Source organism: Actinomadura sp. KC06, from assembly GCF_004348735.1.
Lineage (GTDB): Bacteria > Actinomycetota > Actinomycetes > Streptosporangiales > Streptosporangiaceae > Spirillospora.
In genome coordinates, this window is sequence record NZ_SMKT01000033.1 from 25,901 (window position 1) to 51,487 (window position 25,587).

Annotated in this window: 19 protein-coding genes; 8 read left to right on the plus strand and 11 right to left on the minus strand. The window is 72.2% G+C overall.

The genetic code is table 11. The features are described from left to right. Window positions 1-6 precede the first annotated feature (6 nt). A complete protein-coding gene (locus E1287_RS13635; protein WP_131965287.1) occupies window positions 7-1,155 on the plus strand; it encodes a carboxymuconolactone decarboxylase family protein in 1,149 nt (382 codons plus the stop codon). Between the two features lie 56 nt (window positions 1,156-1,211). Here E1287_RS13635 and E1287_RS13640 read toward each other — a convergent pair whose 3' ends face one another. Then, the gene (locus E1287_RS13640) at window positions 1,212-2,018 is read right to left on the minus strand and encodes a TIGR03084 family metal-binding protein (RefSeq protein ID WP_131965288.1); all 807 of its coding nucleotides are present in this window, start codon (window positions 2,016-2,018) and stop codon (window positions 1,212-1,214) included. A 262-nt stretch (window positions 2,019-2,280) separates the two neighbouring features. On the opposite strand from E1287_RS13640, the gene E1287_RS13645 reads away from it, so the two are divergent. Beyond that, window positions 2,281-2,700 (plus strand): SgcJ/EcaC family oxidoreductase, encoded by a 420-nt coding sequence (locus E1287_RS13645; protein WP_131965289.1) that lies wholly within the window; start codon window positions 2,281-2,283, stop codon window positions 2,698-2,700. Window positions 2,701-2,712: 12 nt separating this feature from the next. Here E1287_RS13645 and E1287_RS13650 read toward each other — a convergent pair whose 3' ends face one another. Together E1287_RS13650 and E1287_RS13655 are read right to left on the minus strand one after the other, a co-directional pair. Then, on the minus strand, window positions 2,713-4,152 hold the full coding sequence (locus E1287_RS13650) for an MFS transporter (protein WP_207934198.1): 1,440 nt from the start codon (window positions 4,150-4,152) through the stop codon (window positions 2,713-2,715). A gap of 195 nt (window positions 4,153-4,347) precedes the next feature. Next, entirely contained in the window at window positions 4,348-5,022 is a 675-nt protein-coding gene (locus tag E1287_RS13655; RefSeq protein ID WP_131965290.1) for a TetR/AcrR family transcriptional regulator, read from the minus strand. 87 nt (window positions 5,023-5,109) lie between these two features. On the opposite strand from E1287_RS13655, the gene E1287_RS13660 reads away from it, so the two are divergent. Then, a complete protein-coding gene (locus E1287_RS13660) occupies window positions 5,110-6,318 on the plus strand; it encodes a carotenoid oxygenase family protein (RefSeq protein WP_131965291.1) in 1,209 nt (402 codons plus the stop codon). A gap of 16 nt (window positions 6,319-6,334) precedes the next feature. On the opposite strand, the gene E1287_RS13665 is transcribed toward E1287_RS13660, so the two are convergent. From E1287_RS13665 to E1287_RS13680, 4 genes are read right to left on the minus strand one after another with little or no spacing between them, the layout of a single operon-like run. Continuing rightward, window positions 6,335-7,624 carry a hypothetical protein gene (locus tag E1287_RS13665; protein ID WP_131965292.1) on the minus strand — a complete coding sequence of 430 codons (1,290 nt, stop codon included), beginning with the start codon at window positions 7,622-7,624 and terminating at the stop codon, window positions 6,335-6,337. 2 nt (window positions 7,625-7,626) lie between these two features. Then, complete coding sequence (locus tag E1287_RS13670) at window positions 7,627-9,015, minus strand: transaminase (RefSeq protein ID WP_131965293.1); 1,389 nt, start codon at window positions 9,013-9,015, stop codon at window positions 7,627-7,629. A gap of 26 nt (window positions 9,016-9,041) precedes the next feature. Continuing rightward, complete coding sequence (locus E1287_RS13675; protein WP_131965294.1) at window positions 9,042-11,240, minus strand: LamG domain-containing protein; 2,199 nt, start codon at window positions 11,238-11,240, stop codon at window positions 9,042-9,044. Continuing rightward, a complete protein-coding gene (locus tag E1287_RS13680) occupies window positions 11,237-12,331 on the minus strand; it encodes an LLM class flavin-dependent oxidoreductase (protein ID WP_131965295.1) in 1,095 nt (364 codons plus the stop codon). The genes E1287_RS13675 and E1287_RS13680 overlap by 4 nt, the downstream gene beginning before the upstream one ends. A 427-nt stretch (window positions 12,332-12,758) precedes the next feature. Here E1287_RS13680 and E1287_RS13685 point away from each other — a divergent pair, with 427 nt between their 5' ends. Genes E1287_RS13685 through E1287_RS13700 form a run of 4 tightly spaced genes read left to right on the plus strand, consistent with a single transcriptional unit; the run spans window position 12,759 to window position 18,065 of the window. Then, a complete protein-coding gene (locus tag E1287_RS13685) occupies window positions 12,759-13,736 on the plus strand; it encodes an ABC transporter permease (protein ID WP_243718970.1) in 978 nt (325 codons plus the stop codon). After that, window positions 13,733-14,599: an ABC transporter permease gene (locus E1287_RS13690; RefSeq protein WP_131965297.1), complete on the plus strand. Its 867-nt coding sequence runs from the start codon at window positions 13,733-13,735 to the stop codon at window positions 14,597-14,599. Before E1287_RS13685 ends, E1287_RS13690 begins: the two co-directional genes overlap by 4 nt. After that, on the plus strand, window positions 14,596-16,440 hold the full coding sequence (locus tag E1287_RS13695; RefSeq protein ID WP_131965298.1) for an ABC transporter ATP-binding protein: 1,845 nt from the start codon (window positions 14,596-14,598) through the stop codon (window positions 16,438-16,440). The genes E1287_RS13690 and E1287_RS13695 overlap by 4 nt, the downstream gene beginning before the upstream one ends. Then, window positions 16,437-18,065: an ABC transporter substrate-binding protein gene (locus E1287_RS13700; protein WP_131965299.1), complete on the plus strand. Its 1,629-nt coding sequence runs from the start codon at window positions 16,437-16,439 to the stop codon at window positions 18,063-18,065. The genes E1287_RS13695 and E1287_RS13700 overlap by 4 nt, the downstream gene beginning before the upstream one ends. 67 nt (window positions 18,066-18,132) lie before the next feature. On the opposite strand, the gene E1287_RS13705 is transcribed toward E1287_RS13700, so the two are convergent. The 3 genes from E1287_RS13705 to E1287_RS13715 all read right to left on the minus strand — a co-directional run bounded on the left by E1287_RS13705 (window position 18,133) and on the right by E1287_RS13715 (window position 22,694). Continuing rightward, the gene (locus tag E1287_RS13705) at window positions 18,133-18,534 is read right to left on the minus strand and encodes a hypothetical protein (protein ID WP_131965300.1); all 402 of its coding nucleotides are present in this window, start codon (window positions 18,532-18,534) and stop codon (window positions 18,133-18,135) included. Window positions 18,535-18,599: 65 nt separating this feature from the next. Continuing rightward, the gene (locus E1287_RS13710; protein WP_131965301.1) at window positions 18,600-22,358 is read right to left on the minus strand and encodes a DUF6531 domain-containing protein; all 3,759 of its coding nucleotides are present in this window, start codon (window positions 22,356-22,358) and stop codon (window positions 18,600-18,602) included. A 96-nt stretch (window positions 22,359-22,454) separates the two neighbouring features. Continuing rightward, window positions 22,455-22,694, minus strand: coding sequence for a hypothetical protein (locus E1287_RS13715; RefSeq protein ID WP_131965302.1), 240 nt, complete (start codon window positions 22,692-22,694; stop codon window positions 22,455-22,457). A 161-nt stretch (window positions 22,695-22,855) separates the two neighbouring features. Here E1287_RS13715 and E1287_RS13720 point away from each other — a divergent pair, with 161 nt between their 5' ends. Continuing rightward, entirely contained in the window at window positions 22,856-24,568 is a 1,713-nt protein-coding gene (locus tag E1287_RS13720; protein WP_131965303.1) for a hypothetical protein, read from the plus strand. A 35-nt stretch (window positions 24,569-24,603) separates the two neighbouring features. Here E1287_RS13720 and E1287_RS13725 read toward each other — a convergent pair whose 3' ends face one another. Beyond that, window positions 24,604-25,551, minus strand: a complete 948-nt coding sequence (locus E1287_RS13725) for a D-2-hydroxyacid dehydrogenase family protein (protein ID WP_131965304.1) — start codon at window positions 25,549-25,551, stop codon at window positions 24,604-24,606. Window positions 25,552-25,587 lie beyond the last annotated feature (36 nt).

The window sequence follows — 25,587 nt, forward strand, 5'->3', positions numbered from 1 at the left end:
GACGCGATGACCACGCTGTTCGCGCGGATCGCCCGGCCTGGCGCCCAGGATCTGGTCCGGCACGTCGCCATCGTGCGGCACAAGGCGGCGCGGGCGTCGGTCGGGGAGGTCTACGCGCAGGTCGAACGGGACTTCGGCGTGCTCGCCCCGCCGGTGATCCTGCACTCGCCCGCGCCGGAACTCCTCGCCGCCTGCTGGATGACCCTGCGGGAGACGCTGGTCGCGAGCGGGACGGCGGACCGGGCGGCCAAGGAGGCCGTCGCGTCCGCCGTCTCGCTCGACAACAGGTGCCCGTTCTGCGTCGAGGTGCACGGCATGACGCTGCACGGGCTCGTCCGCGGCGAGGACGCGGCCGCCGTCATGGCCGACGGCCTCGGGGCGATCGGCGATCCGCACCTCCGGTCCATCGCGACCTGGGCGCGGACGCTGGCGGCGCGGGCGCCGGGCGGCGAGCGTCCCGCGACGGGCGGCGGGCGTCCCGCGCCGTTCCCCGCCGAGCAGGCGGCCGAGCTGATCGGCACGGCGGTGGTCTTCCACTACATCAACCGCATGGTGAACGTGTTCCTGAGCGACTCGCCGTTCCCGCCGAGCCTGCCCTCCCGGGCCCGGGGGAGGGTCGTCCGGGTCATGGGCAGGTTCCTGCGGAGGATCGTGCTCAAGCCCCGCACTCCGGGGGCTTCCCTGCGCCTGCTGCCCGCCGCCGAACTCCCCGCAGACCTGGCATGGGCCGCGGGTTCCCCGGCAGTGTCGGGTGCGTTCGCGCGAGCCGCCGCGGCCGCCGCCGCGGCCGGCGAGCGGTCGGTACCCGCGTCGGTGCGCGCCCTCGTCTTGGCCGAGCTGGCGAGCTGGAACGGCCGGCCGCCCGGCATCGACACCACCTGGGTCTCCGACGCGGTGTCCGGCCTGCCCGAGGAGGACCGCCCGGCCGGACGCCTGGCGCTGCTGACCGCCCTCGCGTCCTACCAGGTGGGAGACTCGGCCATCGAGGACTTCCGGCGCGACCATCCGGGCGACGCCACCCTGATCGAGCTCACCGCCTGGGCCGCTTTCGCGGCGGCCCGCCACATCGGGTCACGGGCGGTCGATCCGTCCCTGCGGGCCATGCCCTCCGTTCCGCGACCGCGCCGCCGGAACCCCGAACCGAACGCCTCCTGACCCCGTGCGAGAGCCGCGCACCCCGGACCGGGATGCGCGGCTCTCGGGCGGGCGTCTCAGCTCTTCGCGGCCGCCGCGAACTGCCCCGGCTTACGGCCCTCGCCCGCCGGGCCGCGGTAGGCCTGCGCGACGTCCAGATGCAGGTTCGCCGCCGCGCCCGTGGCCGTGAGCGCCAGATCGTCGCGGTGCCGGCGGCGGAGCACCAGCAGGCAGAAGTCGCTCGCCGGGCCGCTGATCCTGTTCTCGGCGTCCTCGGGCCCGAATTCCCACGGCGTGCCCGACGGCAGGGTGAGCTCGTACCGGAACGGCGCCGTGGGCGGGTTCAGGCCGCGCGCCTCATAGCCGAAGTCCTGCACCAGGACGGCGAAGCCGACCAGGTGGACGATCCTGTCGGTCCACTCGCGCCGCACGCCGAGCGCGTCGAAGACGTCCTGCCCGTGCCCGAGCGTCTCCATGATCCCGGCGCAGGCGAGGATCGCCGGGGGAAGCGGCCGGACCAGCCACGGCACCGTCTGGTCGGGCGGCACCGCGGCGAGGTTCGCGACCGACGCGGCGACCTTCCCGCGCCAGGTGGCCAGCAGCTCGCCGGGCCCCTGAGCCAGGTAAGGCTTCATCGCGGCCTCGATGTTGGCCTTGAAGTCCTCGCTGAGCCGCGCCGTCATCGCGGTGAACGCCTCCGGGTCGCCGGCGGAGAGCCCGGCCATGTCGAAGATATGGCTCAGATGGGCGATCTGGTGATGGATCGTCCACCCCGGCGCCGGGGTGGGCGTCTTCCAGCCGGCCTCGTCGAGACCGGACAGCAGCCCGTCGAGGACCTCCGTTTCGGCGGTGAGATCGGCGAGCACCTGGTGCAGGTCGGTCATGGTGATCTCCCTGAGATCGTTCGTCGTGAATCGCCCGGGCCCGCGCGGAGACCGTGGTGGGAAGCCGTTTCGGCGAAGCCCGACACCATCGTGTGATCGGCCCTGTCACGGGTGCATCTTCTGAATTGCGGGGCCATTCATCGGACCGTTCCGAACCGGTTATTCCGTTCTTGTGCGGAGCGCAAGGACAAAGAAGCCGTGCAGGCGCGGGCGGCACATCATGTTGTGAGGACGCATTTCCGGATCGGATCGAGGAGATTTCATGGCTGACGGTTCCGCGCCTGCCGCAACCCCGGACCAGGCCGCCGCGGCCGCGCTGCCGCAGCGCATGATCGCGGCGTGGGCGGCCAACGACGCGAGCGCATTCGCCGACCTGTTCACCGAGGACGCGACGATGGTGCTGCCCGGCGACGTGTTCAAGAAGGGCCGCGGCGAGATCCACGCCTTCATGACCGCCGGATACGCCGGCGACTTCAAGGGCACCACGGTCGTCGGGAAGCCGCTCGACGTCCGCTTCGCCGGTGCCGACACCGCCATCCTCATCACCCAGGGCGGTGTCGTCGCGGCAGGGGAGAACGAGCTCCGGCGCGAGCGGGAGATCCGCGCCACCTGGGTGCTGGCCAGGCAGGGCGGCGACTGGCTGATCAGCGCCTACCACAACAGCCCGGTCAACCTGGGCTGACCCGGCCTCCCGTCACCTCCCGGAACCGGCGGCGCGTCCGCCGGGCCGGGAGGTGATCGCTTTCCGGTCGCGGCTGGGGAGGCGCAGGGACATCAGCGCGCCCGCCAGGACGACGACGCTGCCCAGGATGACCGCCGGGACCAGGCCGTTGGTGAAGGCGTCGCCGGAGGCGTACCCGCCGTTCGCCGCGAACACCGAGGTCAGCACCGCGATGCCGAGCGCGACGCCCAGCTGGCGCAGGGTGCTGTTGGTCCCCGACGCCTTGCCGTGGTCCTGGTCGTCCACACTGGCCAGCACGAACGTGGAGAGCGGCGTCAGGGTCAGCCCCATTCCGGTGCCGGCGAACACGAACGGCAGCACGAGGGCGCTGTAGGGGACGTCGGTCTCGATGACGGCGCCGAGCCAGGCGAGCGCCACCGCCTGCAGTGTCAGCCCGGCCGCGACGAGCACCCGGCCGCCGACCTTCCCGGTCACGATGCCCGCGATGGGCGCCACGACCATCGGCACCATCGTCCAGGGGAGGGTGCGCACCCCGGCTTCGAGCGCCGAGTAGTGCTGGACGACCTGGAAGAACTGGGCCAGGAGGAACACCGAGCCGAAGGTGCCGAACGAGAAGGTGAGCGTGACGGCGTTGGCGACGCCGAACCCGCGGGACCGGAACAGGCGCAGCGGCAGTAGCGGCGCGGTGGCCCGGCGCTGCCAGGCCAGGAAGGCGACCAGCAGCGCCGCTCCGGCGATCAGGGGCGTGATCGTGGCGGTCGACGTCCAGCTCCGGGAGTCGGCCCGCACGATCGCCCACACGATCGTGAGCACCCCGATCCCGGCGAGGACCAGGCCGAGCGGGTCGAGCGTCCGGTCCGGGCCGCGCGATTCGCGCAGCACGGTCAGCACCAGGGGGATGGCCACGACCCCGGCGGGGACGTTGATCCAGAAGATCCACTGCCAGGCCAGCCCGTCGACGATGACGCCGCCGAGCACCGGGCCGAGCGCGACTCCGAGGCCGCTCATCCCGCCCCAGATCCCGATCGCCACCGTGCGCCGCCCGTCCGGGACGCAGGCGGCCAGCAGCGTGAGCGAGAGCGGCACGATCGCCGCCGCCGCGGCGCCCTGCAGGGTGCGGGCGGCGATCAGGAACTCGGTGGTCGGGGCGAGCGCGGCGAGCACGGACGCCAGGGTGAACAGCGCGATGCCGCCCGCGAACATCCGGCGGCGGCCGAGCCGGTCGCCGAGCGCCGAGGCGGTGAGCAGCAGGCTCGCGAACGCCAGCGTGTAGGCGTTGACGACCCACTGCAGGGTCTCCAGCGAGGCGTTCATGTCGCGGCGGATCATCGGGAGGCCGAACGTGACCACCAGGCTGTCGAGCGTGGCCATGAACATCGGCAGCCCGGTGATGACCACGGCCGCGGCGAAGGACGGGCGGCGGAGGCCGGGAGCCGGTCGAACGTGCGCCACCGCGGGCCTCCTCGGCGTCCGATGATTGCCAGCGGTTCGGACGTTATGGCATTGACCGATGGCCTTTCAACGGCGCATGAGTGCGGCGTAAGTCGATCCTGGAAAAAGGGCACGCGAGAAGAAGGAAGGCGGGAATTGCGGTTTCTGTTTTCCGGTTCGGCGGCCGGGCGTCGGTGCCGTTTTCTCCGCGGCGGGTCAGGCGCCTCCGGCGGGGATCCAGCCGACCTCGTGCTGGAAACGCTTCCGGGACGCGTCGACCGAGCGGGCGGCGGCCTGGTTGTCGTCTCCCGCACTCGTCATCAGGCCGACGAGCTGGACCTCGAAGAGGCTTTCGGCGTCATAGGGCTCGATCAGGTAATGGCCGAGTTCCAGGGTGATCAGGCCGTGTAGCCCGCTCCACGCCTGGTGGGCGATGAGCTCGGGGTCGCCCGCACGGAACCGGCCCGCCGCGATGCAGCGGGCGGCGCACGTGGTGACGTTGGCCAGGGTGTAGCGGCCGGACTGGCGGTCCTCCTCCGAGAGCGAGAACCCGCCCAGCGAGGAGCCGCCGAACATGACCGCGTACAGGTGCGAGTTGGCCAGCGCGTTGTAGCGGTAGGCGCGACCGAGCAGCGCCATGTCGGCGACCGGGTCGTCGGTCCGGCGGACGGCGGTGAGGTGCCGCTGGAGACGGTCGAAGCCCTCGTGGACCATCTCGCGCACCAGGCCGCTGAGCGCCCCGAAGTGGGTGTACACGGCCATCGTCGAGCTGCCCGCCTCGTTGGCGATGCGGCGGGTGGTCAGCGCCTGGGGGCCCTCCTCGTCCAGGAGCCGGGCGCCGATCTCGATGAGGGCGGTGCGGGCGTCCGGGGCGGTCCGTCGTGGGCTCACGTTGACAGTGTGGCATAACACCGATATGTTTTAACCACAACACTGTTATGTGTGTCCTGTGCGAGCCCCGGAGAGGGGGCGGTGAGGATGGCCACGGCGACCCGGAGCGCCGGTCCGCGGACGGCCCTGGCCGCCGCCGCGATCGGCCGTTCGACCGCGGACGAGCCGCTCCCCGTCGCGGGGACGCTGCCCGAATGGCTGGACGGCGCCTTCGTGCAGGCCGCCCGGCATCCGGCCGCGTCCGGGCCCGTCGGCAGGGCCTCCGCCGGGCCGCACGCCTTCTCCGGCGTCCGGGTGACCGCCCGCGGCGCCCGGTGGCTCCGGGAGCGGCTGCCGGTGCGGCACGGCGCGCCGCTCGGACCGCTGCCCGCCCTGGCCCCGTCACTGTGGAACGCCGACCTCGGCCCGCCCGACGGACCCGGCGCGGCGTCGCTCGCCCGGCCCGTCCGCGAGGGCGGCTCGGATCTCTGGCACACCGTGGCCGCCTACCCCGGGATGGGGCACGCCGAGCACCTGATCGCCGACGGGGACGGGACCGTCCTGCACGCGGAGCCCTTCCCCCTCGGCGGCGCGCCGCTGCTGCACGCGGCCGCGGTCACCCGCCGCCATCTGGTGGTGCTCGACCTGCCGGTCGCCTACTCGCGGGCGGCGGCGCTGGTCGGCGCCCGTTCGCCCTACGTCTGGCGGCCCGAACGCCCGGCGCGCATCGGGCTGCTGCCGCGCTGGTCGCCCGGGGCGGCGCCGCGCTGGTTCCGGGTGACCTCGTGCTACGTGTTCCGGGCGGTCAACGCTTACGAGGACGGCGAACGGGTCGTCCTCGACGGCATCCGGCACGAGCGGGCCTTCGACGCCGGGCCCGCGCCCGCCGCCGAGACCCCGCGGCTCCAGCGCTGGGTGCTCGACGGGGCGACCGGGGCCGTGCGCGAGGAGGTCCTGGCGGACGGGCTGGACGACGCCGTCGTCGACGGACGGGTCTGCGGATCGCGGCACCGCGTCGTCTTCGGCTCGGTCCACGCGGGCGCGGGCGGCGGCGCGGTCGTCCGCCACGACCTGGAGACGGGACGCGTCCGGCGGGTGCCGTTCGGGCCGGGCTGGACCGCCGGGCAGCCCGTGTTCGTCCCCGGAGGCCGCGACGTCGCGGAGGGCGCGGGCGTGCTGCTGGTCGCCGCGCGGCACGCGGGGACGCGGCGCTGCGAGCTGCGGGTGCTGGACGCCGCCGCGCCGGACGAGCCGCCGCCCGCGGTCGTCCGGTTGCCCGTCGAGCTGCCGACCGACCGTCCCACCGCCTGGATCTGACCGGCAGGCGCCGCCGTCATCGCTCGGAGACCAGTGCGCGGATTTCTTCGTCGGTCAGGAGGCGTCCCAGCCGGGTCAGTTCCGCGTGACATCGCTCCGCGATGGACGGGAGCAGAGCCGGGTCTGCGTTGATGCCCAGGCGGTGCAGGGTGGCCGCGATGACGCGCGGGCCGCTCTGGTGAGTCAGTGGAATCCGGCGCTCATTGCCGAACAGGGCCGGTTCCACGCAGTTGTGCATCAGCGGGTCCACTTCGGACTCGACGATGACCCAGTCGCCGCCGCCCCAGCAGAAGGCGTCCGGGCCGGTGATGGGCTGGTTGACCGCCGGGTTGCGGCCGGTCAGTTCCGCGGCCGTCCGGGACAATTCCGTCAGCGCGGCGAGGCGGATGCCCGTTCCCACCCCGTAGAGCGCCTCGAAGGCGGCAGCGGTCGCGGCGAGGTCGGCGTTGCCGGGGCCGCCGCAGTAGCCGTTCACCGAGGATTCGACGACGGTCGCCCCGGCCCGCGCCGCGCTCACGGCGCACGCGACGCCGAGGCCGAAGGTGTTGTGCGGGTGCAGGCCGATCTCCAGGCCAGGCGCGGCGGTGCCGGCGGCGCGGACGAGCCGCCCGAACGCTTCGGGCCCGAGCGCGCCCGGTCCGTCGAAGAGGGTGATCTCGTCGGCGCCTGCCTCGGCCATGATCGCGGCGGTCTCGGTGAGCTCCCCGTCCGTCAGGAAGGACACCATCGTGAAGGCGACGGCGACCCGAAGGCCCTGCGCGTGGGCGTGCCCGGCGACCTCGGCCGCCTGCGCGACGACCTCCTCCCGGGAGGCCGGGACGGACGGGCGGTAGATGCCCGCCGCCGGGCCGAACGCGGGCACCGCCACCTGCACGCCGTCGAAGCCGAGGTCGCGCGCGAGATCGACGCCGTCCGTCGCGGACACGAAGGGGCAGTACACGACGCAGTCCGGCTGCTCCTGCCTGACCAGCGCCAGGTCGGCGCGGACCGCGTCCAGGTCGCGCCCGTCGCCGTGGTGACCGGACCGGCCCGGGGTGGCGAGGACGATCTCCGGCACCCCCGAACGGGCCAGCAGGCGCAGGAACTCGGTCTTCGCCTCGCGGGTGGCCGTGACGCCGGGCAGCGACTCGATCGCCCGCATCGACGTGTCGCGGAGCCGGACGCGTTCGGGCATCGCGCCGGTCACCGCGGTGTCGCGGTTCGCGGGCGCCACCGACCAGCGGCCCGGCTCGTAGGCGCCGGGCGTCCTCGAACGGTTGACGTCCGCGCGGAACTGTTCGAGCCGGGTTTCGGACAGGTCGTCCACGGCTAGCGGCCCTTCCTGCCCGTGAGCGTGCCGATCACGTCGGCGAACAGCGCGCCGTGCAGTTCGACATCGGCCTCGGCCGTCATCGGCGACATCAGCGCCGAGCCGCTCATGGCGTTGAGGACGACGCCCCGGTTGGCCAGGTACAGCCATAGCGCTTGGCGCGCCGACGACCCGACGCGCGGGTAGAGCTGCCCGGCGTTACGCGGCGGGGTGGGGGTGAACGCGTACGAGACGCGGCCGCCGAGCCGTCCGACGTGCCACGGCAGGTCGTGCTCGGCGATGACCGCGGCGACGTCGCGTTCGTAGCGTTCGGCCAAGCGGCCCATGTGCGCGTAGTTCTTGTCGGTCATCACTTCGGTGAGCACCGCCCGCATGGCGCGGACGGCCAGCGGCCCGCCCGCCATCGTGCTGCCGAGGCCGCCGTCCCCGTGCTCGGTGTAGCGCTCCGCCGCGGCGGCGACCGCGTCCGACATCCCGTACAGGCCCGCCGGGATGCCGCCCGCGATCGGCTTGCCCATGGTGATCAGGTCGGGGTCCAGGCCGAACTCCCGGGTGCAGCCGCCGGGACCGGCCGGGATCGTCTGCGTCTCGTCGATGATCAGCAGCGTGCCGGTGCGCCGGGTGAGGTCGCGCAGCGCGGCGTGGAAACCCGGCTCCGGCCGGATCACCGCGCCGCCGTTGGTCAGCACCGGCTCGGCGAGCACGGCCGCGACGTCGCGTGGGGCGAGGGCCTGTTCGAGCGCGTCGAGGTCGTTGAACTCCACGACCTTCGTGGTCTGCCGGACGTCCACGCCATTGGGATCGACGCCGGGTTCGGGCGCCACCTCCCCGTCCGCCGTCAGGACGACCCCGGCCTGCTCCAGCGAACCGTGGTACGCGCGGTGGAAGACGAGGATCTTCTGCCGTCCGGTGGTCACCCGCGCGAGCAGCAGGGCGAAGCGGTTGGCGTCCGTCGCGGACACGGTGAACTGCCAGAACGGGAGGCCGAAGCGGCGCGCCAGTTCCTCGGTCACCGCCACGTGGTCTTCGCCCGACCAGAGGGTGACGCTGCCCTTGTCGAGCTGGTCCCGGATGGCCGCGACGATCGCCGGATGGTCGTGGCCCCAGAGCGCGGCCGTCGCGGCCATGCCGAAGTCGGCGTACTCGTGCCCGTCGGTGTCGTACAGGCGTGCGCCCACCGCGCGGTCCACCACCAGCGGGACCGGGGGAGGGAACTGGCTGATCCAGTGCTGCGGGGTGCCGTGCAGCTGGGACCGGCGTGCCCGCTCGCGCAGCGCCGCGGCCCGCGGCCGGGCCTCGACCCACCTGGTTCGTTCGGCGTCCAGTAGCGCGGCGAGCCGGTCAGGGTCGATCCCCGGTGGCACCGTGCTCGGTCGATCGCTCGTCATCGCTCTCCCGGATGGTCGGTCGGTCGTCAGGTGGACGGTCCATGGACGAATGGCGCCGGGTCCAGGAACCGGTGCAGGACGTTGCCGGTCACCTTGGCCACCGGGTTGGCGTATCCGTCCACGCCCAGCGCCGTGCACCAGGCCATCGAGCCGGTGCTGAACACGGCGCCGCCGTCCGGGTACTCGAAGAACGCCATATCGGCGCGGACGCGGGGCTCGACGCTGCCGCCCAGCTGCGAATTCGACTGGAGGACGTCTTCGACCGCGAGCTGGAAGGAGTCGCTGAACCCGTCGGCCGTGGCCACGACGACGGTGTGCGGCGGCGTCCCGAGAGCGGCGTCCACCCGGTCGATCTCCATCCCGGCGGCGGCGTGGGCGACCAGCCCGTCCGCCTCGATGAGACCGTCCACCCCGGACAGCGCGAACGCGCCGCGCTTGTCGTCGGCGGGCGGCGCGAGCCGGTAGGGACGGCCCGTGCCGCGCCCGCCCTGCGCGGCGAAGCCGACCCCGACGTGCCGCTGCGGCGCGCGGCCCCGGTGCCGCCACAGCCCGCCCGCCTCGCCGGTCGTGCTCAGATGCGTCTCGCCCGGCGGGACCTCCCAGCCCCTGGTCCCGGTGTGGCCGCGGCGTATCTCGATGATGTGCGGCTGCAGCGGCGACACCCCGGTCACCCAGTAGTAGCCGTTGCCGCCGAGGTACATCACCCGTCCGCCGCCCGCCAGGTACGCCTCGTGCGCGTCGAGCATCTTCCCCGTGAAGTACTCCGGGTGCGCACCGGTCAGGACGACGTCGTACCCGGCGAGCGCGGCGACGCCCTCGGCGTGCAGCTCGTCGTCGCAGACCACGTCGTAGCCGATGCCCTCGTGTTCGAGCCAGCCGAGCAGGCACAGGTCGGCGCTGAGGATCCACGGCCCGAACGCGCTGGTGTAGTCCGGCGTCAGGGTGGTGAGCGGACGGAGGCGCGAGGCGTAGTAGCAGCCGCTGCCGTCGCGGTGGAAGTCGTACAGGCTGCACACCTTGTGCGCCGCCGACCACTGGTGCTGCTCGGTCGTCGGGTAGCCGAGACCGTCCGGGCCCGACCGCTCCAGGTTCCAATGCGAGTTGGCGTAGGCGAGATAGGTGAAGGTGGAGATCAGCACCGCCAGCCGGGACGTCGTCGTGCCCTGCGGCGGACGGACGAAGAACGGGATGCTCAGGCGCTCCCGCCCGGCGCGGAGCCGGAAGGCGTAGGCACCGCTGCGCAGGCCGTCCGGCAGGCGCAGGGTGATCTGCGGTTCCCAGCGGGCGTCGGTGAGATCGTCGTCATGGACGTGGATCGCGTCGTACTCGTCCGGGGCCAGCCGGAAGTCGATCTCCCGGCCCGTCCAGTTGGCGCCGGGGACGCCGCGGACCGGCGTGTTCACGGCCTCGGCGGTCAGCCCGTGCGGACCGGCGTCGGGCACCGTCACGCCCCCCGCGTCCTGGCCGGGACGCCAGCGGGCCAAGACCGGCAGGCCGAGCCGCCGCTCCGGGTCAGCGGTGGCGAGCGCGTCTCCGTCCGCGGCTCCGGCGAAGATCGTTGGACGGTCGATGCGGCCGTTGAAGCATGCGCCCGCCGTCGTCCCGTCCGTCCACCACGCTCCGACCTGCAGCCGGAGGCCGGTCGCAGCGGCGTCGACGGCTCCGGTGGCGGACGCGGACGCCCGCCATGACCCGACCGGCCACTCGGGCACCGGGACCTGAACCAGTGTCACCTCCCGGGAGCCGAAGGAGGCGGCGACGAACGTCCAGCGGCCGGTCGGGATCGCTTCGCCGGTGGCGGCGACGGGCTCATCGGCCGCGCCCGCCCACGCCGCGAGCCGGTCGTCCCCGGTGAGGCCGAGCGCCCAACCGCGACGTCCGGACGCGTCGCGGCGGGCGATGACGGCGCGGGGACGTCCACCGGCGGGCATCGTCGGCATGATCCACGCCGTCACGGTGAAGGCGTCGACGTCGAGCGACGGATGCGCGGGCGCGCGCAGGTACGAACCGGACGGCAGCGGCTGGACGCGCCCCGCCTGCGTATCGAACGCGATGTCGACGCGCTCCTCGCGGGGCCCCGGCCCGCGCGGATCGTCCGTGCCGTGCACGAGGCGCACCAGTTCGACCTGGTAATCGGAGGTGGCGCTCACCATCAGCCGGATTTCGTCGCCCGCCGCGACGCTGAGCGGATCGACGTAGCCGAGCAGTGTGGGCCCGGCCGTCATGGGCGGCGGACGGGCAGCGCTGACACCAGCTCGCCGAACGCCTCAAGCTGGTCCATCCGGTCGTACATCGGGTAGAGGACCAGCTCGTCCACTCCGGCGTCGAACAGCTCGCCCAGCCGCTCGGCGCAGTGCTCCGGCGAGCCGAACACGGCGACCCGGTCGGCCATCCCGGCGGCGTCGTAGACCGGATTCCCCCCGAACGCCCGGTCGAACGCGGGGATCAGCCGCTCCCGCGCCTTCTCCTCGGTGTCCTCGACCGCGACGTAGATGCTCCTGGAGATGGTGAACCCGGCCGGGTCGCGTCCCTCGTCGGCCAGCGCCTGCCGGACGATCGCGAGTTGCCGGAGGAAGTCGTCCATCGCGGCGGGCGCGGCGCCGGTCCAGCCGTCGGCGATGCGCACGGCGCGCCGCAGGGCCGGCTCGGCCCGCGCCCCGATCCAGATGGGCGGACCGGGCCGCTGGACCGGCTCCGGCTGCGACCGGATGCCGGAGAACGAGTACAGCTCCCCGTCGTAGGTGGCCTCGGCGCCGCTCCACAAAGCCCGCATCACGTCGATGCCCTCGACCAACCGGCGGACGGGCCGCTCGGTCGAGATCCCGAGCGCGGCGAGGGTCTCGCGGTGGTAGGCGTTGCCGACGCCGAGCCCGACGGTGAGCCGCCCGCCGGACAGCTGGTCGATGGTGGCCAGCTCCCTTGCCTGGACGGCCGGGTTCCGGCGTCCGGAGTACAGCACGCCGATGCCGAGGCGCAGCCGTTCCGTGACGGCCGCCAGGTAGGAGAGGACGTGCAGTCCGTCGAGTGAGAAGTTCTGGGTGCTCAGCGTGTCCTGCGTCCAGATTCCGGCGAAGCCCAGCTCCTCCGCGCGCCGTGCGAACGGCACCAGCCGATCCGGCTCGTTCGGCGCCCCGACCGAAAGCCTGGGACCACTCGGCACGACCCTGTCAGTAACGGACACCACGCCCCACCGCCCGGCTATTCGATTCGCGTTTCCCGTCGGACCGCCCCAAGCCAGACCGCTCCCGTCGGACGGTCCTGGAGCGCTCCGAGTATGTGAGCGGTGTGTTGTGATTGTCAACAGTAATGTCGGCATCGCTATGAACTGCGACGCAGCCCTCCCATAGCGGGGGAGGTGCCGACCTCGCGAGCACGCCGCCCGGCCCGCGTGAGCAAGCACACCACCCCCCGTCACGACCCTTCCGGACGGCCGGGAACAGATCGTCCGCCCGTCGACCGGTGCCCTTCGCCGCCACGACCGGAACGCCGCGCGCCTCGCCGTCCGATGTATTTGACCTGCACATTCATCGCATCAAGCCGACAGTTTCCCGACGATCGCCACCGAGCGCACTGAGTGCCTGTCGGCCGCTCTTCACGTGCCCGCCGGGTTCCCTGAACGGGTCTTCGACCGAAACGTCGATCGACACAAAAACTGTCTCAGAAGCGAGACTCTTTTCATTCCTTCACTGTTGACATCCACAACAGAGCCGCCGCATTCTTCCGGGGACGACGAGGTGATGAAGTTGGGCGAACGTTCCCCCCATGCCCGCTGGCTGTGGCTGGCACGCCGGCTGCTGCTCGGCGCGGCGGTGGTGCTGCTGGTGTCGGTCCTGGTGTTCTTCGCGACGCAGGTGCTGCCCGGCGACGCGGCGCGCGCAGCCCTCGGGCGGGAGGCGACGCCGGACCGGGTCGCCGCGCTCCGCGCCGAACTCGGTCTCGACGAGCCGCTGCTGCGGCAGTACTTCTCGTGGCTGGGCGGCATCCTCACCGGCGATCCCGGCCAGTCGCTGGTCACCAAGGAGCAGGTCGGCACCCTGGTCGGCGACCGGGTGGTGAACTCCGCGGTGCTGGTGGTCATCTCGGCGGCCATCGTGGTGCCGCTGTCGGTGCTCGTCGGCGCGCTGACCGGACGCTGGCGCGACCGTCCCGCCGACCGGGCGATGCTCGTGGTCACCCTCGGGCTCACCGCGCTGCCCGAGTTCATCATCGCGCTGCTGCTGGTGATCCTGTTCGCGACGTCGGTGTTCCACCTGCTGCCCGGCACGGTGCTGCTCGCGCCGGGGCAGAGCCCGTTCAGCAACGTCGAGCAGCTCGTGCTTCCGGTGGTCGCGCTGGTGCTGGGCGTCCTGCCGTATCTGGCCCGGCTGGTCCGCGGCTCGGTGATCGACGCTTACGAGTCGGAGTACGTGCGCACCGCGCGGCTCAAGGGCGTGCCGGAACGGGTCGTGCTGCGCCGCCACGTCCTGCCGAACGCGCTCGTCCCGGCGATCCAGGGAACCGCGCTCGCGCTCGCGTACCTCACCGGCGGGATCCTCGTCATCGAGCAGGTGTTCAACTATCCGGGCCTCGGCAGCGCCCTCGTGGACGCGGTGAACAACCGCGACGTCCCGGTGATCCAGCTGATCTGCCTCCTGTTCGCCGCCTGCTATGTGGTCTTCAACCTCCTCGGAGACGTCCTGACCGTGTACGTCACGCCCCGGCTCCGAACGGCCGGCTCATGAACACCGCACTGCTGCGCCGCTGCCTGCGCGAACCCCGCATCCGTGTGGGGCTGGTGCTGACCGGGCTGATCCTCCTGGTCACCTTCGCCGGCCCGTTCCTCGCGCCGCACGGCCATGACGACATCGTCGGCGCGCCCTACGCGGCCCCGTCCTCCACCGCCCTGCTCGGCACCGACTACCTCGGCGAGGACGTGCTCTCCCGGGTCCTCGCCGGCGGGCGGAGCATCGTCTGGATAGCGTTCGCCGGGACGCTGGCGGGCGTCGCCGTCGGCGCCGCGATCGGCATGACCGCGGCCTACAGCGGCGGCGTCCTGGACGAGATCCTGATGCGCGCGATGGACGTCCTGCGCGCGTTCCCGCCGCTCGTCCTCATCCTGCTCCTGGTGGCGATGGCCAGGGCCAGCACGGCGCTGCTGCCGCTGATCGTGGCCGTCGCATGGGTGCCGCAGGTCGCACGGGTGGCGTACGGCGCGTCCAGGGAAGTGGTGTCCAGCGAGTTCGTCGAGTCGGCGGAGACCCTCGGCGCGCCCCGCCTGCGGATCGTCCGCCGGGAGATCCTGCCGAACGTGATGACCCCGCTGATGGTCGAGTTCGGCCTCCGGCTCACCTGGTCGATCGGGATCGTCACCGCGATGAGCTTCCTCGGCGTCGGCCTGCAGCCGCCCGCCGCCGACTGGGGCCTGATGATCAAGGAGAACTACCAGGGCCTGGCCCTGCAGCCGTGGGGCGTGGTGCTGCCGGTGCTGTGCATCGCGGTGTTCACGTTCGGCACCAACCTGATCACCGAGGGCTTCTCCTGGACGGTGGCCCGCGTCTCGTCCCAGGACGTCTCGTCCCCGGAGATCTCGGAGGTGAAGTCATGACGGCGGTGACGGTCAAGGGCCTGCGCATCGACCTCGCCGGACGCGGCGTCGACGTCGTCGACTGCGTGGACTTCACGATCGCGGCCGGCGAGGTGCTCGGCCTGGTCGGCGAGTCCGGCTCGGGCAAGACCACGGTCGGGCTGGCGCTGCTCGGCGACGCCCGGCGCGGTGCCCGCATCGCCGGCGGCAGCATCCTCATCGACGGGCAGGATGTCGCGAGCCTCGCCCCCGGCAAGCTCACCGCGCTGCGCGGCAGCACGGTCGCGTACGTGCCACAGGACCCGTCGATGGCGCTGAACCCGGCGCTGCGGCTCCGCCGCCAGCTCACCGAGCTGTTCGAGTTCCACCAGCCGGACCTGCCCGGCAAGGAGCAGGACGAGCGGATCAGGACCACCTTGCGCGAGGTCGGGCTCGACTCCGACGACACGTTCCTCGACCGCTTCCCCCATCAGCTGTCCGGCGGGCAGCAGCAGCGGGTCACCCTCGCGCTCGCGTTCCTGCTGCGCCCCCGCGTGATCGTGCTGGACGAGCCCACCACCGGGCTCGACGTCACGACGCAGGCGCGCGTCCTGAAGACCGTGCGGGAGCTGTGCGCCGTCCACCGGGTGGCGGCGCTGTACGTCACCCACGACATGGCGGTGGTCGCCGAACTCGCCCACCGGATCATGGTCATGTACGCCGGACGCGTCGTCGAGGCCGGGACCAGCGCCCAGATCTTCGACCGGGCCGTCCACCCCTATACCCGCGCCCTGCTCGCCGCGGTGCCCGTGGTGTCGGAGCGCCGGGAGCTGGCCGCGATCCCCGGTGACACCCCGCCGCCCGGACGGCGCCCCACCGGCTGCATGTTCCACCCCCGGTGCGCCGAGGCGCTGCCGGAGTGCGCGTCGACCGTCCCGGAGCCGGTCAAGGTCGACAGCGGCCACGACGTCCTCTGCATCCGGGCCGAGCATCTCGCGTCGGGCCCGTCCCGCGAGGCGCCCCGGCAGGCCGCCGCCCGCACCGGAGGCCGGGACGAGGTGCTGCTGCGGGTGTCGCATCTGGACGCCTTCCACGGCCGGCGCCAGATCCTCCACGACGTGTCCCTGGAGCTGACCCGCGGGGAATGCCTCGCGCTGGTCGGCGAGTCCGGATGCGGCAAGACGACCTTGGCGCGCAGCATCATCGGCCTGCACCGCCAGCACAGCGGCGGCATCACGTTCCGGGACGCCGCGATGGCGACCCGCGCCCGCGACCGTCCGCTCGAACAGCGGCGCGCGGTGCAGTACATCTTCCAGAGCCCCTACAACTCGCTCAACCCGCGCCGCTCGATCGGCGAGACGTTGCGCGAGCCGCTGAAGATCCTGTTCTCGATGCCGTCGGCGAAGGCCGCGACCACGATCGCCGAGGCGCTGGAACGCGTCTCGCTCTCGCCGAGCGTCGCGTCGTCCTACCCCAACGAGCTCTCCGGCGGGGAACGGCAGCGGGTCGCGATCGCGCGTGCCCTGGTATGCCGTCCCGACGTGCTGGTCTGCGACGAGATCACCTCCGCGCTGGACGTCTCCGTCCAGGCGTCGATCGTGCGGCTGCTCCGCACGCTGCAGGACGAGGAGGGCCTGGCGCTGCTGTTCGTGACGCACAACCTCGCGCTGGTGAGGACCATCGCGGACCGCGTCATCGCCATGCGCGCCGGCAGGCTCGTCGAGACCGGACAGGTGGACGACGTGCTCGACCACCCCGATGACCCGTTCACCAGGCAGCTCATCGCGGCGACCCCCGAGTTCGGGGCCCCCGGCCTCGGGGCGTCGGGGGCCGCGGCGGGCGGCGTCCCAGCGGAACAACGGTCGCAGGAGGACCGCACATGACCACGCAACCACCATCAGGTCTCAGCAGACGCGGGTTCCTGGGCACGGCGGCCGCGCTCGGCCTCACCACCGTCGGCGGCGCGGCGCTCGCGGGCTGCGGCGACGACGGCGGGAAGCAGGCCGCGGGCAAGCCGCGCCGCGGCGGCCGGCTCACCGTCGCGACCGGCGGCGCCAAGGGCTCCGACACGCTGGACCCGATGCTGCTCAACAGCGTCCCGGTCAGCTTCATGGCCCGCGTCCTCTACGACCAGCTCGCCGACTACAGCAACGAGATGCAGTACCACCTGCAGATGGCCGAGCTGATCGAGTCCAACCCCAAGGGCGACGAGTGGACGATCCGCCTCAGGCAGGGCATCGAGTTCCACAACGGCAAGACCCTCGACGCCGACGACGTGATGTTCACCTTCAAGCGCGCCCTCACCCTGCCCGGATCGGTGATCGTCGGGAAGTTCAAGCCGCTCGTCGACCTCAACGAGATCAAGAAGCTCGACGGCCGCACGCTGCGGATGAAGCTGCTGCGGCCCGCCGCCACCTTCCAGAGCACGCTCGCCAGCCCGTTCAAGATCGTCCCGGTGGACTTCGACCCTCGCAACCCGGTCGGCACCGGCCCGTTCAAGTACAAGAGCTTCACCCCGAACCGGCAGTGGGTCTGCGAGCGGTTCGCCAACTACTGGAACGCCACGGGCGCGTCCCAGCCGAGCGACTCCGCCGCCCCCGCGAACCTGGGGCCCAAGCCCTACCTGGACGAGCTGGTCGTCAACGTGGTCAACGACGACTCGGCCCGGATCGACGCGCTGGTGACCGGCCAGGTCGACGCCATCAACCAGCTGCCGTACCCGCAGATCCCCACCATCGAGAAGCACCGTCAGCTCAAGCTGATGGAGTCCAAGACCGGGGCGTGGACCGGGATCTACATGAACATGGAGCAGCCGCCGTTCAACGACGTCCGGGTCCGGCAGGCGCTGCGGCTGGCGATCGACCGGGAGCAGGCGCTCACCGCCACCCTGTCCGGGCACGGCGTGGTGGCCCACGACCTGCCCGAGCCGTTCACCTCCGCGTACCCGAAGCACCTCACGCGCAAGCGCGACGTCGCCAGGGCGAAGCAGCTCCTCAAGGAGGCCGGGCAGGAAGGCGTCACGGTCGAGCTCGTCACCGGCCCGGTCTCGACCGAGGCGGTGCCGATGTGCACCGTCCTGGCGCGGAACGCCGCCGAGATCGGCATGAACATCAAGGTCCGGCAGGTGGACACCGCGACGCTGTTCGGCCCCAACTTCCACAGCTGGAAGTTCTCCGTGGACAAGTGGCCGACGCAGGGCAACTACCTGACCCTGATGGCGCTGACCGACCTCAGCGAGACCAACTCCCTGACCCACCTCGGCGGGGACGACCTCAAGCAGGTGCGCTCGCTCTACGAGCAGGCGCAGAGCACCACCGACCAGGCCAAACAGGACCAGCTGACCCAGCAGATCTACCAGATCCAGTTCGAGCGCGGCGGCTGGATCATCCCGTTCTTCGCCAACGTCGAGAACGCGCACCACGTGAAGAACGCCGGCTGGCCGAAGAACGACTTCTCCGGCCGCACCTTCGGCAACGCCCACTTCGAGCAGGTCTACCTGACTGAGTGACGCAGCCCGCGCCCGTCCGTCCGGTTCCGTGCCCGTCCGCCCGCCTGCCACGAGCGGGCGGGCGCCGTCAGCCGGGGTACGGGCTGATGTCGGACGTCGTGGTGTGCGTGATCTCCAGGTCGGCGCAGACGACGTCGTAGTAGCCGTGCTCGTCGAAGCCCAGCCGGTAGTGCCTCAGCTCGTCCTCGGGGACGGACGCGCCCGCGCGCTGCCCGGGCGGGTAGTGCGAGAAGTGCCCCTCCTCGACGATGCGCCGGACCAGCTCGGAGTCGGTGATCTCGATGAGGTGGAAGCCGGAGTCCTGCGGGTTGCCGAGCGAGAGCGGGAACTCGAACTGGCCCCACGCGTACTGGACGACCCGTCCGAACACGAGCCGGGTGACGCGCTGCTCGTCGCCCGGCCTGCCCGGGGACGAGACGTACTCCAGCCGGAGGCCCGGCCAGTCCTCGCCGGCAGGTTGGACTGTCACCAGGGGCCCCGCCGCCCACCGGGTGGCCGTCCCCTCTTCCGAAACCCTGCGGTGAGCCATGCCCGCTAAGACCCTCCCTCGCAGCCCGCGCTGGGCGGCGGCGCGATGCGCACTTCGCGCAGGACCGTATCATCGCTCTGGCTCGGGGTGATCGCGACGCGGGTGGACGGCAGCCGCGGCGGCCCCGAGACCGGGGTCTCGTTCAGCCGGTCGAGGACGTGCTGCGGCACCCGGTCCATGACCCGGATGTTCGTCGGCTGCATCCCCGCCATGCTGAGCGCCGTCAGGCTCCGGTTGTTCTCCGCGACGAGCAGGCCGCTGCTGTGGCGGAACACGTTGACGGGAACGTCGTTGGGGCTCATCCGGCCGGCTCGCAGGTCGTCCGCGACGTCCGCGATCGGGCGTCCCTGGAAGAGGCCCTGCGAGCTGAAGTTGGGACCGACCCGGCGCTGCCCGAACAGGACGGTGTGCCCTTCTTCGAGGCCCAGCGGGTCGATCATCGCCAGCGGGTTGGCCACGTAGGCGTGCGGGTCGGGCGAGGGGGTGAGGCCGAGAGGGTCGGCCGTCTGGTAGCGGCCCGTCGCCGGGTCGTAGTACCGCTGGTAGTTGTAGTTCAGGCCCGTCTCGACGTCGTGGTACTGGCCGGGGAAGCGCAGCGGGCAGCCTCCGCCGGGCGGCACCGGGCCCGCCTGGGCGCCCCAGAGCGTGCCGCGCGGGACGGCCTCCACGGCGCCGTCGGCTCCGACGAGTTCGGCGGGGGTGCCGGTGAGGTCGGCGACGATCCCCTGGAAGAGCTGGTCGATCCACTGCTGCGGCGCCTCGCGGAGCGGCGCGCGCCGGACCTGGGTGAGCGGGCGGTGGGTGTCCGGCTCGTAGTTCCAGCTGGTGGCGGCCGCCGTCCACGCTCCGCCGTTCCAGCGGGTGTGGAGTTCCTCGGCGAGGACGGCGCCGTCCCAGGTGAAGTCGACGCGCTCGACGCTGGACGAGCCGTCAGGCGACAGCCTGTACTTGCCGATACGGCGGCCGAGGGCGTCGTAGGTGTACCGCCATCGGTCGCCGCCGGGCGCCTCGACGCCGATGAGACGGTCGGCGGCGTCCCAGTGGTATCGCCAGTTCAGCCCGCCGTCCTGCTTCTGGACGAGCCGTCCCTGCCCGTCATGCTCGTAGCGGACGTGACCGGCACGGCGGATCAGCGTGCCGCTGTACTCGCGATCCTCCACGGACCGCTGCGGCAATCCGGCCTGAACGAGGTTTCCGGCGGGGTCGTACGCGTACCGTTCGGTCCACCCGGCGGCGTGGACGGCCGTGACGCGGCCCTGCGCGTCGAGGTCGAGTCCGCGATCGCCCGCGAGCCTGTCGGAGATTCCCCTGAGATGGCCGTCGGCACGGTAGCCGTAGCCGCGATGCTGCAGTGGCGCCGCGTGCTGTGTGGCGTCGGTGCCCCAGAGCGTCTGCGCCAGCAGGCGGTGCGCCGCGTCGTACTGCTGGGTCAGGACCGTCCCCGCACCGATCTGCCGCTGGACCTCGCGGCCGGCCGCGTCGCGGGTGAACGTGGTGACCTGGCCGCCCGTGCGCAGTGCTTCGGGCCTGCCCGCGGCGTCGTAGCTCCACGCACTCTCCGCACCGGACGGCGTCCGGCGGAGGACAGGCCGCCCTACCGCGTCATAGCGGGTGGACAGCGTCCGGCCGTTGCACACTTCGGCGAGTACACGTCCCAGCGGGTCGCGTTCGAAACGGACCTCTGCGTCGGGATTGACCGCCGTAAGGAGTTCCCCGGCCGGGTTGTAGGTGAAGGAGGCCGTGACGCGGTCGCCGACGCGCTGTTCGAGCACCTGGCCCAGCGCGTCCCGGCTGTAGAGCGTCGTCTCTCCGGCGCCGTTGGTGCGCGAGATCAGCCGGCGTGCCCCGTCGTAGGAATAGGAGAGGGTACGGCCGTTGAAGTCGGTCTCGGACGACAGGTTCCCGACGGCGTCATAGGTGTAGTGCCATGTGAGGCCGTGCGGATTGGTCACCGTGCTGAGGCGCAGCTCTGTGTCGTGGACGTAGGTGTGCCGGGTGCCGTCCGGAGCGGTCTCGGCCACCACGGCGCCGAACGCCCCGTACTCGGTGCGGAAGACCTGGCCCATCGGATCGGTGTGCTCGACCGGACGGGCTTCGGCGTCGTACGTCCAGCGCTCGGTGGTCCCGTCCTGCAAGGTGCGCCAGGCCGGTCTGCCCTCGGGCGTCCAGCCGTACCGCGTGACCCCGCCGAGCGGATCGGTGACGGCGACGGGCCGTCCGAGCGGGCCGAGCTCCACGCGTGTGGTGTTGCCGAGCGGATCGGTGACGCGCACGGGCAGGCCCGCCGGGTTGGACTCGACCCGTGTGGTGTTGCCCAGCGCGTCGGTCACGCCGGTCAGGTTGCCGCGCTCGTCGTAGGTCTGCCGCGTCGTCGTGCCCGCCGGGTCGGTGACCTGGACGATGTTGCCCGCGCCGTCATAGCCGTAGCGCCAGATCCGGTCGCCCGGCTCGCTGACCTCGATCGGGAGATGGTGCTCGTTGTAGGTCACCAGGATCCGGCCGCCGTCCGGGCGGACCATCTCCGTCAGATCGCCGTGCTCGCTCCAGCCGTAGCGGGTGGTCCCGCCGAGGGGGTCGGTACGGGAGAGGAGCCGGTCGTAGCGGTCCCACTCGGTCCTCACCGTCGCGCCGGACGGGTCGGTCACGGCGACGATCTGGAGGCGCTCGTTGTAGCGGTAGGTCGTGGCACGGCCGAGCGAGTCCGTGAGGACGGTGGTCCGGTTCCCGGGGTCGTGCGCGAGGGTGACGGAGAGGAAGCCGTCCTTGCCGATCCCGCGGACCGCCCGTCCCTCGTCGTCGTACTCGTACCGGTACCAGAAGCCGTCGCGGCCGGTCCACCCGGTGAGGCGGGCCTCGTCGTCGTAGGTGAGGCGGAGCGGCCGTCCCGAGGAGTTGACGACCTCGGAGAGCAGCCCGTTCTCGTCGTAGCCGAACCGGACGAGGGTGGTCTCGCCCGCCGTGCCCGTCCCGTCTGTCTCGGCGGTCAGCAGCCGCAGCGACTCGACGCGCCGTCCGGTCTCCGGGATCTCCCGCGTGTCGACCGCGATCCGGTACCCGCCGGAATGACGCACCTCCGTCAGCGTCTGCTCTTCGTACAGGAACTCGATGCGGTTGCCCGCACGATCGGTGACGGCGGTCAGCGGCAGCGTCGACCAGCCGTGCTCCTCTCCGGGGGCGGGGAAGTGGAACGTCCAGCCCCGTTGCGGGTCGGTCAGGGCGTAGCCGCCGTCCACGGTGAGCACCAGCGGCCACTGCGGCCCCTCCACCGGAACGAAGCGGACGTTCGGTAACAGCGCCTGCGGATAGGTGAGGATCGTCCCGTCGGCGGCCAGGAAGTGCACGCCCCGGGCGTCGAGCTCCAGCCGCTGGTCCAGCGTCGAGGCCCACGACCGTCCGAACAGGAGCCCGTCGCGGTAGCTGGAGATGTGCGTGCGCTCCAGGACGAGGGGCAGCACACCCGGCAGCTCCGCGTCGGTGTGCGTCAGCAGCACCTCCCCGGTGATCAGGTCGATCGGGTCGCCGCCCTTGCACCGGCCCCTCGGCGGCCTGCCGTCCGCCCTCGGATCCTGGCCGTCCCGGTTCCGCCCGCCCTGGCCGGGACGCCCGCGCCCGCTCGGGCTCCGGCCCCTGCCGCCGGGGTCACCGCCTCTTCCGCGCCCGCGCCCCTTCGGCGCCCGGAACGCCTTCCCGGCCATGCGGCCGAAGACCCCGCCGGCCGCTCCGCTCCCGCGCCCGCCGCGCCGCCCGCCTCGCCGTCCGCCCACGGAGAACTCCGCTCACTCGGCCGTCCAACGTCGTGACCGACATTCTGCCCCGGAAGGGGACACTGCGCCCGAAACAGTCGAAGCCGGAATGGGCGCTCAGGCGCGGTGGCGGTCGTGCCAGAGGCCGTACAGCGTCAGCGACAGGCAGGTGACCGTGATCCCGGCGCCTATGGGGAGCCAGATCTCGGGGGCGAGCCAGACCAGGACGCCCGCCGCGATCCCCACGAGGACGCAGGCCGCCGCGGCGACCACATGCTGCGGCACGAACACCCCGGGACCCCGTCCGTCGGGCGGGAGAGCCGGGGACTGGGGGACGTTGTTGGCGGGCTGAGGCATTCCTGACGGTCCTTTCGCCGATCGGGGAACACCAGCAAGCCAGATCCGCGCGGCGTTGCGCCACGGCGCAACCGGTGCGGCGCGGGTGTTGCAGCAAACGGCAACACTCGAATGGCGGCATCGGGCGGTTTTCCGGAGCGCGAGCGCCGACCATTGACCCCATGACCGAACTGGCACCCCGGCAGACGGCCGCCTGCGATGCGGGCGGCTTCGCGGCGCTGAGCCCCGCGCTCAGCCCCGAGGTCGCGTCCTGGACGCGCGAGCTGCGCACGATCTGGACGGCGGCCGGGGTGTCGATCAACCGGTTCGCCGGCCGGTATCCCGTGGACAAGGGCACCCTCTCGCGCTACCTCAACGGCAAGCGCGTGCCCCGCGACCACTGGTTCCTGAACACGCTGCTGGCGATCCAGGCCGAGCAGGGCAAGGAGGTCTCCCAAGAGGTCCGAGACCATCTGACCGAGCTGCACCTGGAGGCGCTGAAGGTCGCCCATCCGCACGAGTACCGCGTGCGGGTGGTCAGCGACGAGCTGGAGCTGGCCCTGGTCGGCCAGCACGAGGCCGAGCGCTACGCCCGCGCACTGCAGGAGCAGCTGGCCGAACGGGTCCGCCAGATCGAGGAGCTCATCGACCAGAACGGCCAGCTGCGCGCCGCATGGGACGTCGACCGCACCACCATGGCGGCCGAGAAGGACCGCTTGCGGCGGGAGATCGCCGTCCTCGAACGGCGCCTGCGGCAGGCCCAGGAGCGCACCGCCCAGACCGAACGGCGCTGCCGTCATCTCGAAGACCTCCTCAACCATTTGCAGGAGGGGTTCTCCGGCGACTCCGGCGAGTTCTCGGACGGCGACTCGGGCCCCGGCGGCCCGGCCGGGTCTGTCAGCGACCTTCCGCTCACCGACCCGGTGAGTCTGGCGGAGATGCTGGGGGCGCTGCGGAAGGTGGACGCCAGACCGCAGGCTCTGGCGCTGGCCGCACGGGCCGTCGCCGAGGTCAGCGTCACGACCGACCCCGGCGACGCGGCGAAACTGCTGGAGGAACTGCGGGAGCTGGGTGCCCGGGACGCCGCCAGGACCTGGGCCGAGCGAGCCGTTCCCGCGGTGCTCGTCACCGCTCCGAGCGAGGTCGCGAGGCTGCTGGAGGAACTTCGGCTGGGTGCGGCGCAGGACCTTGCCCTGGTGCTGGCCCGGCGAGTCGTCGCCGAGGCCGGCGGCACCGCAGACCCCGGCGCCGTCGCCAAGCTGCTGGAGCAACTGCGTCAGCTGGGCGCCCGGGAACCGGCCCGGACGCTGGCCGAGAGCGCCGTTTGGAGAGTCGACGTCGACGACGCGTGGAACGTGTCGCGAATGCTGGGGGAACTGCGGAAGCTGGACCAGAGTTCCGCCTTCGTGCTGGCTGAGCGGGCCGTTCCGGAAGTCAACGCGACCAACGCGTACAACGTCTCTCAGATGCTGGCGGAACTGCGGATGCTGCAAAAGCAAGGATTGGCCAGGGCGCTGGCCGAGCGGGCCGTTCTGGCGGTCGACGTCACCAACGGGTTCAACATCACGCAGATACTGCAGGAAATGCGGAGGGTGGACCCGCGGCTGGCTTTGGCATTGGCCGAGCGGGCCGTCCCGGCGGTCAATGCCACCAACGCGCTCAACATGACGTTGATGCTGGGGGAGCTGCGGGCGCTCGGTGCCCGGCACCAGGCCAGGGTGCTGGCCAAACGGACCGTCCAAGTGGTCGACCTCACCACCGGCATGGCGGAGCTGCTAGTGGAACTGCGGCGCATGGGCGCCCAGGACCTGGCCAGGGCATTGACCGAACGGCGGATCCCCCGGGCGCCGATGCTGTCGGCACCGAGGGGCGCACGCCCCACGACCTCGCCATGAGAGCCCGCCGGGTGGACGTGCGTCCGGCGACGGGCTCAGGAGTGCCGGACCCGGATCGGTGAGCCCTTTGCGAAGGCGACGATGTTCTCCACCGCGTCGCCGTACCAGGAGGCATAGGTCTCCTCGGTCACGTAGCCGATGTGCGGTGAGGCCAGGACGTTGTCGAGGGTGCGCAGCGGGTGGTCGGCCGGAAGCGGCTCCCGGTCGTACACGTCGAGGGCGGCTCCGGCGATCCAGCGTTCCTGGCAGGCGCGGAGGAGGGCCTGCTCGTCGCAGATCGGTCCCCGGCTGGTGTTGACCAGCCACGCGTCCGGCTTCATCCGCCGCAGCTCCGGCTCCCCGACCAGCCCGCGCGTGCGGTCCGACAGGACGAGATGGATCGTCAGCACGTCGGACGCGGCGAACAGCTCCTCCTTCCCGACGAGCACCGCGCCGGCTTCGGCGGCGCGTTCCGCCGTCAGGTTCTGGCTCCAGGCGACCACCCGCATCCCGAACGCGTTGCCCACGGCGGCGACCTGCGAGCCCAGGCGGCCGAGGCCCAGGACGCCGAGCGTCCGGCCGGTGAGGGTGGTGCCGAGCCGGGTCGTCCAGCCGCCCGCGCGGACGCTCGCCAGCTCGGCGGGCAGCCGCTTCACGGCGGCGAGGATCAGGGCCCAGGTCAGCTCGGCGGCCCCGCCCTCGGCCAGCGGGCCGGTGCCGCTGACCGTGATGCCCAGCCCGGCGCAGGCCGCGATGTCGATCGCCGCGATGCGCCTGCCGGTCACGACGATCAGCCGCAGGTTCGGCAGCCGTTCGAGCGTGCTCTTCGGCAGCGCCGTCCGGTCCCGCATGGTCACGAGCACGTCGTAGGGCTGCAGCGCCGCCACCACCGCGTCCTCGCCGCCCAGCGGGGCGCGGAACACGTCGATCGTGGCGTCGACCGGCGACCAGTCGGCCGTCCGGAGTGCGACGTCCTGGTAGTCATCGAGGATTGCGACGCGCATGAATGTCCTTTCTCGGCTTATCCATGAGCATGTCAA

Excerpts from the sequence above, each read along its gene's own strand:
- E1287_RS13715 (WP_131965302.1), bottom strand. The coding sequence starts at position 22,694 with ATGCCTCAGCCCGCCAACAACGTCCCCCAGTCCCCGGCTCTCCCGCCC.
- E1287_RS13695 (WP_131965298.1), top strand. The coding sequence starts at position 14,596 with ATGACGGCGGTGACGGTCAAGGGCCTGCGCATCGACCTCGCCGGACGC.
- E1287_RS13725 (WP_131965304.1), bottom strand. The coding sequence starts at position 25,551 with ATGCGCGTCGCAATCCTCGATGACTACCAGGACGTCGCACTCCGGACG.
- E1287_RS13635 (WP_131965287.1), top strand. The coding sequence starts at position 7 with ATGACCACGCTGTTCGCGCGGATCGCCCGGCCTGGCGCCCAGGATCTG.
- E1287_RS13670 (WP_131965293.1), bottom strand. The coding sequence starts at position 9,015 with ATGACGAGCGATCGACCGAGCACGGTGCCACCGGGGATCGACCCTGAC.
- E1287_RS13660 (WP_131965291.1), top strand. The coding sequence starts at position 5,110 with ATGGCCACGGCGACCCGGAGCGCCGGTCCGCGGACGGCCCTGGCCGCC.
- E1287_RS13700 (WP_131965299.1), top strand. The coding sequence starts at position 16,437 with ATGACCACGCAACCACCATCAGGTCTCAGCAGACGCGGGTTCCTGGGC.
- E1287_RS13640 (WP_131965288.1), bottom strand. The coding sequence starts at position 2,018 with ATGACCGACCTGCACCAGGTGCTCGCCGATCTCACCGCCGAAACGGAG.
- E1287_RS13645 (WP_131965289.1), top strand. The coding sequence starts at position 2,281 with ATGGCTGACGGTTCCGCGCCTGCCGCAACCCCGGACCAGGCCGCCGCG.
- E1287_RS13690 (WP_131965297.1), top strand. The coding sequence starts at position 13,733 with ATGAACACCGCACTGCTGCGCCGCTGCCTGCGCGAACCCCGCATCCGT.
- E1287_RS13720 (WP_131965303.1), top strand. The coding sequence starts at position 22,856 with ATGACCGAACTGGCACCCCGGCAGACGGCCGCCTGCGATGCGGGCGGC.
- E1287_RS13675 (WP_131965294.1), bottom strand. The coding sequence starts at position 11,240 with ATGACGGCCGGGCCCACACTGCTCGGCTACGTCGATCCGCTCAGCGTC.
- E1287_RS13680 (WP_131965295.1), bottom strand. The coding sequence starts at position 12,331 with ATGCCGACATTACTGTTGACAATCACAACACACCGCTCACATACTCGG.